10 protein-coding genes and 3 pseudogenes are annotated in these 7,188 nt (G+C 60.0%); 4 read left to right on the top strand and 9 right to left on the bottom strand.

Translation table 11 applies throughout. The annotated features are described in order from the left end of the window. On the bottom strand, positions 1-173 hold a 173-nt coding region (locus AC1D2R_RS26515; protein WP_477972034.1), incomplete at its 3' end, for a transposase. Positions 174-249: 76 nt separating this feature from the next. Here AC1D2R_RS26515 and AC1D2R_RS26510 point away from each other — a divergent pair. After that, a pseudogene (locus AC1D2R_RS26510) lies at positions 250-471 on the top strand (DUF1294 domain-containing protein); the annotation flags it as partial. On the opposite strand, the gene AC1D2R_RS26505 reads toward AC1D2R_RS26510, so the two are convergent. Next, positions 468-974 (bottom strand): N-acetyltransferase family protein, encoded by a 507-nt coding sequence (locus AC1D2R_RS26505; RefSeq protein WP_477972030.1) that lies wholly within the window; start codon positions 972-974, stop codon positions 468-470. The pseudogene AC1D2R_RS26510 and the gene AC1D2R_RS26505 overlap by 4 nt on opposite strands. Positions 975-1,182: 208 nt before the next feature. Between AC1D2R_RS26505 and AC1D2R_RS26500 the strand changes: the two are divergent. Continuing rightward, positions 1,183-1,311, top strand: a pseudogene (locus tag AC1D2R_RS26500) (YjhX family toxin); the annotation flags it as partial. Positions 1,312-1,376: 65 nt separating this feature from the next. On the opposite strand, the gene gatA reads toward AC1D2R_RS26500, so the two are convergent. The 3 genes from gatA to AC1D2R_RS26485 all read right to left on the bottom strand — a co-directional run bounded on the left by gatA (position 1,377) and on the right by AC1D2R_RS26485 (position 4,033). Beyond that, positions 1,377-2,858, bottom strand: coding sequence for an Asp-tRNA(Asn)/Glu-tRNA(Gln) amidotransferase subunit GatA (gatA, locus tag AC1D2R_RS26495; protein WP_477972028.1), 1,482 nt, complete (start codon positions 2,856-2,858; stop codon positions 1,377-1,379). Between the two features lie 58 nt (positions 2,859-2,916). Continuing rightward, on the bottom strand, positions 2,917-3,204 hold the full coding sequence (gene gatC, locus AC1D2R_RS26490; protein ID WP_477972026.1) for an Asp-tRNA(Asn)/Glu-tRNA(Gln) amidotransferase subunit GatC: 288 nt from the start codon (positions 3,202-3,204) through the stop codon (positions 2,917-2,919). A 124-nt stretch (positions 3,205-3,328) separates the two neighbouring features. Beyond that, entirely contained in the window at positions 3,329-4,033 is a 705-nt protein-coding gene (locus tag AC1D2R_RS26485) for a metal-dependent hydrolase (RefSeq protein ID WP_477972024.1), read from the bottom strand. A 117-nt stretch (positions 4,034-4,150) separates the two neighbouring features. On the opposite strand from AC1D2R_RS26485, the gene ruvX reads away from it, so the two are divergent. Then, complete coding sequence (ruvX, locus tag AC1D2R_RS26480; RefSeq protein WP_477972022.1) at positions 4,151-4,645, top strand: Holliday junction resolvase RuvX; 495 nt, start codon at positions 4,151-4,153, stop codon at positions 4,643-4,645. Here the strand turns inward: ruvX and AC1D2R_RS26475 are convergent. The 3 genes from AC1D2R_RS26475 to AC1D2R_RS26465 form a co-directional block, all read right to left on the bottom strand. Next, positions 4,582-4,914, bottom strand: coding sequence for a DUF6105 family protein (locus AC1D2R_RS26475; protein ID WP_477972020.1), 333 nt, complete (start codon positions 4,912-4,914; stop codon positions 4,582-4,584). The genes ruvX and AC1D2R_RS26475 overlap by 64 nt on opposite strands. Beyond that, on the bottom strand, positions 4,911-5,084 hold the full coding sequence (locus AC1D2R_RS26470) for a hypothetical protein (protein WP_477972018.1): 174 nt from the start codon (positions 5,082-5,084) through the stop codon (positions 4,911-4,913). Before AC1D2R_RS26470 ends, AC1D2R_RS26475 begins: the two co-directional genes overlap by 4 nt. A 119-nt stretch (positions 5,085-5,203) precedes the next feature. Continuing rightward, positions 5,204-5,866, bottom strand: a complete 663-nt coding sequence (locus AC1D2R_RS26465; protein ID WP_477972016.1) for a TetR/AcrR family transcriptional regulator — start codon at positions 5,864-5,866, stop codon at positions 5,204-5,206. A 147-nt stretch (positions 5,867-6,013) separates the two neighbouring features. Here AC1D2R_RS26465 and AC1D2R_RS26460 point away from each other — a divergent pair. Further along, positions 6,014-6,537 (top strand): annotated as a pseudogene (locus AC1D2R_RS26460) (TetR/AcrR family transcriptional regulator); the annotation flags it as partial. A gap of 33 nt (positions 6,538-6,570) precedes the next feature. Here the strand turns inward: AC1D2R_RS26460 and AC1D2R_RS26455 are convergent. Further along, on the bottom strand, positions 6,571-7,188 hold the full coding sequence (locus tag AC1D2R_RS26455; protein ID WP_477972014.1) for a GNAT family N-acetyltransferase: 618 nt from the start codon (positions 7,186-7,188) through the stop codon (positions 6,571-6,573).

The following is a 7,188-nucleotide window of genomic DNA, read 5'->3' as shown; positions in this document are numbered from 1 at the left end:
CGGTCGTAGTGATCGGGCGCAAGGCGCTCCGCCATCGGCTCGATACTCTTGCGATCACCTGGTCCGATCAGGCCCGAAATATATACCGGGCACATCTGCCGCCGCTTCTTGTGACCAAGCTTCTCAACGAACGGCTTCAGCCAATCCGTCAGTGCAATATCCTGCTCCACCATCCACCGCACCCCTTTTGAGGTGCCAAAGATGGCCGATTATCGTTAACCGTCGGTTAATCTGCCAAAGTAGTGCTAGTTCGTGGACAAACAAGCTGCCCACTACGCCCGCGAGGGGACGCTGCTCATACTGGCTTTTTTCGGCGGCAGTCTGGGTGCGGCCAGCGCCCAACGCATGCTTCGCCACAAAACGCAAAAAGAGCCCTTTCGATCGCTTCTGAAGGGGATCGTCGTCTTTCACGTCCTGCTGGTTGCGCCGCTCACTATCGGATTTCGCTGCGCGACGCTCGGCTTTGTCTAGAAAGCACCGTAAATTCCGTCTCCCTCGGTTTCCATAGGCTTGGATAAGCCCACCGAAGGCACGTCACGATCGAGCTTGGGATTGTAGGCGATTGAAAGCCAGTGGATGGAATAGCCGTGTTTCTGGAAGAAGCCGATCGCTTCGGTGTTGCCCGAGTGCGTCTGCATCATCGCCTTGTCGAAACCATGTTCGGCGATATCCCTTTCAATCTCCCTGAGAAGAGCGGAACCGAGACCATGCCTGGTGAAAACGGGATCGATCCAGAAATCGGTAATGGTTTCGTCCAATGCCTCCCGGGCGGCCCAGCCCGCGACATGCCCGTTCCATTCGGCGACCGTAATCGTCAGCCACCGGCTGGCGACGAAATTGAAGAACGCACCGCGAGCGGCATCCTCCATGGCATCGGATTCGCCAATCGACGTCATCGCTCTTTGCCAGGCCCGCAGCCCGATCTCGCTCAAGAGTTCAGCTTCCCCTTCGCGGGCATTGCGAATGTGGATCAATGAGACCTCCGCGCTACCCAGAAATTAAACCACCGAATCGGCCCATTATCAAAGCATCGCGAGCAACAATCGCGCCTTTTCCCGCCTACGTTCCTGGGCGCAAAGCTTGACGGGCATTCTGGCGGCACTATCAAACCCGGATGTTGAGCTCGTTATCAGAGACCCGGTAAAGGCCCTGCCCGCAAGTTCGCTTGCGCGCACGGCCCTCGACGGCTGGGTCTATCCTGGCGTCGACCTGGATCTCTTCCGCAGGCTCAAACGCCTGAAGGCGATCAAGTCGCAGACCGGACAACCCTATTGCATCACCGATCTGGGAAGCCGACTGGTCAGAGGTTAGCTCGACAACCGCTAAAATGGAAACGGCGCCTCATAGGCGCCGTTTTCGCATCGGGCAATTGAAACTTACCACCATTTCGCGGGCGTAAATCTTCCCGCAGCCTGTTCGATGACGTGTGCCGTCTTGAACAGCGTCTCTTCGTCGAACGGCTTGCCGATCAGCTGCAGGCCGAGCGGCAGGCCCTTATGGTCGAGACCGGCGGGGACGGCGATGCCGGGAAGGCCGGCCATGTTGACGGTCACGGTAAAGATGTCGTTGAGGTACATCTTGACCGGATCGGATGCGAGATCCTCGTCTGCGATGCCGAAGGCGGAGGACGGGGTGGCCGGCGTCAGGATCGCGTCGACACCGGCGCGGAAGGTGAGATCGAAGTCGCGCTTGATGAGCGTGCGGACTTTCTGCGCCTGGATGTAGTAGGCGTCGTAGTAACCGGCCGACAGCACGTAAGTGCCGATCATGATGCGGCGCTTGACTTCCTTGCCGAAACCGGCTGCGCGGGTCTTCTCGTACATGTCGGCGATGTCCCTGCCGTCGACGCGCAGACCAAAGCGCACGCCGTCATAGCGGGCGAGGTTCGACGAGGCTTCGGCGGGCGCCACGATATAGTAGGCGGGCAGAGCATACTTGGTATGCGGCAGCGAAATGTTGACGATTTCGGCACCGGCATCCTTGAGCCAGGCGATGCCCTGCTGCCAGAGTGTTTCGATCTCCTCGGGCATACCGTCGACGCGATATTCGTTCGGGATGCCGATCTTCATCCCCTTCAACGACTGGCCGAGAACAGCCTCATAGTCGGGAACCGGGAGATCGACGGACGTGGTATCCTTGGCGTCGACGCTTGCCATGGATTTCAGCAGGATCGCGGCATCGCGGACATCGCGGGCGATCGGACCTGCCTGGTCGAGAGAGGATGCAAAAGCAACCGTGCCCCAGCGCGAGCAGCGGCCGTAGGTCGGCTTGATGCCGACGGTGCCGGTAAAGGCTGCGGGCTGGCGGATCGAGCCTCCGGTGTCGGTGGCGGTGGCGCCGGCGCAGAGGTGGGCTGCAACTGCAGCCGCCGATCCGCCGGACGAACCGCCGGGAACGAGCTGCTGGTTTGAACCGGCTGCGCGCCAAGGATTGATGACGGAACCGTAGTACGAGGTTTCATTGGAAGAGCCCATGGCGAACTCGTCCATGTTCAGCTTGCCGAGCATCACCGCGCCGTCGTCCCAGAGGTTCTGGGTGACGGTCGATTCGTAATGCGGTTTGAAGCCGTCGAGGATATGGCTGCAGGCTTGGGTGTGGATGCCTTCGGTGGCGAACAGGTCCTTGATGCCGAGCGGAATCCCTTCAAGCGCACCTGCCTTTCCGCTGGCAAGACGCGCGTCGGACGCTTCGGCCATCTGCAGCGCCTTCTCAGGCGTGACCTTCACATATGCATTGAGCTTCTCGTTTGCTGCCTCGATTGCCGAGATATAGGCCTCGGCCAATTCGGTCGCTTTGATGTCCTTGGCACGCAACTTCGTGCGGGCTTCGGCAATGGTCAGGCTGGTGAGTTCGCTCATGATACTTCGCTTCAAATCTGAAATGGCAACGATGTCGGAAACAGGCAGCAGGGCGCCCTTATTCGACGACTTTGGGTACCAGGAAGAAATTCTGATCGGTGACGGGTGCATTGGAAACGATATCCGCGGCCTTGCTGCCGTCCGTCACCTGGTCCGTGCGCTTCTTCATTGCCATCGGGGTGACCGAGGTCATTGCCTCGACGCCATCGACGTTTACTTCGGAAAGCTGCTCGACGAAACCGAGGATGCCATTCAACTCGCCAACCATGCGGTTTGCCTCTTCTTCCGTGACGGCGATACGAGCAAGGCGCGCAACGCGCTTAACGGTGGCAAAGTCGACGGACATGACATTCTCCGGATGGGATTTTTCCTACCCGCTATAAAGGCCATGCCCGCCGTGTGCAACGGGCATGGCCTCTTGATTGCGTAGAATTCCGCGCCTGAAATCGACGCTATTCAAGCCCCGCGCATCAAAGAGAAAGGCTCTCGGCGGGCTTGATCGCCTTAACAGCCGACTTCGATCCTTCCATGCCGGAGACGAACTTTTCCGGCGTCTGGTCGATGATCGGAAACGTACCGTAGTGGCAGGGGATCGCGGTCTTGAAGTTGAAGTAGCGCTGGCACGCGAGCGCCGCGACCGCACCGCCCATGGTGAAGCGGTCACCGATCGGCACTAGGCCGATATCAGGCTGGTGCAGTTCGTTGATCAAGGCCATGTCAGAGAAGATGTCGGTGTCGCCCATCGCAAGGATAGATGCTTCGTCTTCGAAGTGCAGCATCAGGCCGTTCGCGTTGCCAAGCGCGTGGGACACGCCGTCCTCGGTGATCTGCGCGGAGGAGTGCAGCGCGTTGGTGAAGGTCGCCGAGAAGCTGCCGAGCGAGACTGTGCCGCCGGTGTTGCCCATCTCGATCTTCGTGAGGCCCTTGGAGCCAAGCCAGGCGGCGAGATCGGCGTTGGCAAGAACCACAGCACCGGTCTCCTTGGCGAGCGCAACCGTATCGCCGACGTGATCGCCGTGACCGTGGGTCAGAAGGATGTGGGTTACGCCTGCTGCGGCGTCCTTCAAATTCTGGCCGGCGAAAGACGCGTTATGCGTCAAAAATGGATCGAGGAGAATCGTCGCCTTTCCGGTCTCGATGCGGAAGGCCGAGTGACCTAGCCAAGTGATCTTCATGAAATCGGTCCTTTTATTCTGGATGCAAAAGCGTTCTGCGATCGTTATGGACATATCCGATGCGGCGGCAAAGAAAAGCGGCGGCGGCTTCAATTTGTTTTGACGGGATGGACGACGATGACGGTGCTCACCATAGAGGAACTTGCGGAAGCGCTTCAGCCGGGACAGGCCATCGCCGGCCTCGATCTGGGCACGAAGACGATCGGGCTCTCGATGTCGGATCTTGGGCGGCGCTTTTCCACCCCGAGACCGGTGATCAAGCGCGAGAAATTCACGATCGACGCCGAGACGCTGCTGGCGTTCGCTGCCAAGGAGAAGGTCGCGGGTTTCGTCATCGGTCTGCCTATGAACATGGACGGCTCTGCGGGACCGCGCGTACAGGCAACACGCGCCTTCGTGCGCAACATGGAGCAGAAAACGACCCTGCCTTTTGTCTATTGGGACGAGCGGCTGTCGACGGTCGCCGCAGAGCGGGCATTGCTCGAGATGGACGTTTCACGCGCCAAACGCGCCGAGCGCATCGATTCGGCGGCCGCCAGCTTTATCCTTCAGGGAGCTCTCGACAGGCTGTCCTTGCTGGCAAGGGCGGGTTCGGACGATTTCGACGCCTGACGCGCCTGCCACCAGGCGCTGATCGACTTGCGTTTGCGGAAGGCAAGAATGGCGAAGACAACGAGGCTGTCGACGGCGATTGCGCGGGCGACCAGCGGCGGAATGGTCTCCGGCGGAATGCCGAGAACGTTGCCATAGATCTGGAACGTCAGGTCATGCACCTGACGGCTGAACATGTAGATGCCGAAGCTTAAGTCGTAGTAGGAAAGCCAGTACCATCCCGCGAGGAAGAGGATCGGACCAGCCCAGAATATCAGGAACCACTTCATGCGGTTGCCTCTCCATGTCTCCGGCTGGATAGACGCTCATGCGAAACCAGCCATGTGGACAACACCATCAAACTGAGGACCGTCGCCGGAACTGCAATATCCAATGCCAGCACGGCGAAAAAGATCATCGCGCCGATGAGTAACGCCGTTCTTGCGATCTTGGTTCCCATGGCTCCGGACTCTCACTCTGAACTGTCCCGTAGCCTGTCTCCTTAAGGCCAACCGCGCAACGTAAACCATTTGTTAAGGTTAACGAGATCGCCGACGCTGTGGAAAGGTTGGTCCATCCTCAGCCGTAAACCCCGCGAACGACGCGTTTCAGCGCAGTCGCGGCCTTATCCCAGTCCTTGGCTGTCTTCAACGCGAGGCCCGCGCATTGGCCGCCGGCGGACGCGGACAGAACGAGATGCTGGATTGCCGCGATCAGAATCGCGTTGACTGCAACGACATCGACGCCCTTCGGCGGTGTGAGCGATCCGCGCATGCGCTCCAGCCAGTTTGCCAGCGCCTTCGACCGGGCCTCGGAGAGCCGCCTCACCTGCTCGGTGTTTTCGGACACTTCCCAGGCCACGATACGGCGGACGAGCGGATCGTCGCGCAGGGCTTGGAGGAAGAGAAGCGCCAGGCGCTCCATCAGATCGCCATAGGTCAAGAGGAACATGCCGCCGGTATCTTCCGGAATACGATCCTTGACCCAGGTACCGAGGTCGGCGCCGATCGCTTCGACCAGCCCGTCAAGGCCGCCGTAATAGCGGTAGATCAGCTGCTTGTCGTAGCCGGCGCGGCGGGCGACCGCATTGATACCGAAATTCTGGAAACCCTCCTGAGCCAGCAGAGACTTAGCGGCTTTGAGTATCGCCTTCTCGGTCGCGCCGCGATCGCGGATGTGCTTTTCGGGCTCGCTGCGATTGTCGCCGGCGATCGGCGGCAGAACCAAGGTGTCACTCAGCATGTTCGAACAAATTCCATCTTGTCACTGCAAGGTGAGTAACAAGGGCATTCCACCCCGGCAACGGACAAACTCTTGAAAGACTGTGGACAATGGCATGGTCAGCCGCACATTGCGAAAAAATGCGGCGCAATGGTCACGGCTGGGATCGTGGATGAGATCGCGGCGGCCGCCGACGCCGGCCGAATGGGTGCTCAACCATCTCCCCCGCAAGGAGGACATGTTCTTCGATCGTGAAGAGGAGGGTCGGGAGATCTTGCTCGACGCCCTGCGACACCACGATCGCGGCGTCGCGCCGATTGAGGCATTGCGCCTACTCGCCCATCGGCTGGTGGCGGAACAACGACCCTACGTCGAATTTTCGAACAGGAGCCAGGGCTTCACAAAGACAATCGAGAGCAGCGAAACCCTCAAGGCGCGCGCCAGGGCGATACGTGACGAGCTCGCACAAGCCGTAACGGCAGTGCTAACCGAAGGCGCCGGGCGAGGCTCCGGCGATGCCGACGCCCGTCTGGCGGCAGATTTGCTGCAGGCGACGTGGACCGTGGCCTTCATCGAGCCTCACCTTTCGGCAGAAGCGGGATACAGACGAAGCGAAGACCACCTTTCTCGCCATTGTCGACAAGGGGACCGCCGGAGTGAAGGCTGCAATGGCGGGAACGCCTTACGCCTGAGCGGTCAAGGCCAATGTCTCCGCAAGGAGACATCTAGAGCGTTTGGCCAAACCAGATCGAGCCGTCGGCCGGATCGACGATCGGCGGCGCGAGCCTGTGGAAGCCGCGTGAGCCCCAGAAACGAAGAGCATTGTGATTGCCCGCATTGGCGCCGAGATGGACGCCTTTGACACCTGCGCGCCGGGCTTTCGAAATCCAGAGATCGAGCAGCCTAGTTCCCATTCCCTGCCCCTGCAGCCGCGGCAGAAGGTTCATGTGAATATGCGCAGGGAAGGCGCTAACAAGCTGCTCCCTGATATGACGCGGATTGTGAATGGTGAAACTGCGGCGCTCATCGGCATTCCACTCCGCCTCGTCACCCTCCGGCGCCGGATATGCGTCGCGAAGTGCGGGCCACCATCCCTTCTCCAGCTGCCGCTCGAAGGCGGGTGTGTCGTAGGTACCGACAATGTAGCCAGCGACCCCTTCGGCATCCTCGACGACAAAGGCCGTTTCGGGGCTGAGCGTGACATAGGGCGCGGAATAGATATGGCCGATGAGCTTGCGATCGACATGCAATGCCGAGGCGTCCTGGCCGGCATCGCCGGTCAGCAGGGAGATAGCGTAGATCTGGTCGAGATCGCCGGGCCGGACGCCGCGTAATTCAGCCAT

The sequence above is a fragment of the Rhizobium sp. P1_C7 genome (genome assembly GCF_056406295.1).
Note: the sequence above shows the minus strand (reverse complement) of the source record. Positions and strands in the feature narration are given on the sequence as shown.

What these genes read in the sequence shown, in the direction of transcription:
- AC1D2R_RS26470 (WP_477972018.1), bottom strand. Translation starts at nt 5,084, where the DNA reads ATGGGAACCAAGATCGCAAGAACGGCGTTACTCATCGGCGCGATGATC.
- AC1D2R_RS26485 (WP_477972024.1), bottom strand. Translation starts at nt 4,033, where the DNA reads ATGAAGATCACTTGGCTAGGTCACTCGGCCTTCCGCATCGAGACCGGA.
- gatA (WP_477972028.1), bottom strand. Translation starts at nt 2,858, where the DNA reads ATGAGCGAACTCACCAGCCTGACCATTGCCGAAGCCCGCACGAAGTTG.
- AC1D2R_RS26465 (WP_477972016.1), bottom strand. Translation starts at nt 5,866, where the DNA reads ATGCTGAGTGACACCTTGGTTCTGCCGCCGATCGCCGGCGACAATCGC.
- AC1D2R_RS26455 (WP_477972014.1), bottom strand. Translation starts at nt 7,188, where the DNA reads ATGGCTGAATTACGCGGCGTCCGGCCCGGCGATCTCGACCAGATCTAC.
- gatC (WP_477972026.1), bottom strand. Translation starts at nt 3,204, where the DNA reads ATGTCCGTCGACTTTGCCACCGTTAAGCGCGTTGCGCGCCTTGCTCGT.
- ruvX (WP_477972022.1), top strand. Translation starts at nt 4,151, where the DNA reads ATGACGGTGCTCACCATAGAGGAACTTGCGGAAGCGCTTCAGCCGGGA.
- AC1D2R_RS26475 (WP_477972020.1), bottom strand. Translation starts at nt 4,914, where the DNA reads ATGAAGTGGTTCCTGATATTCTGGGCTGGTCCGATCCTCTTCCTCGCG.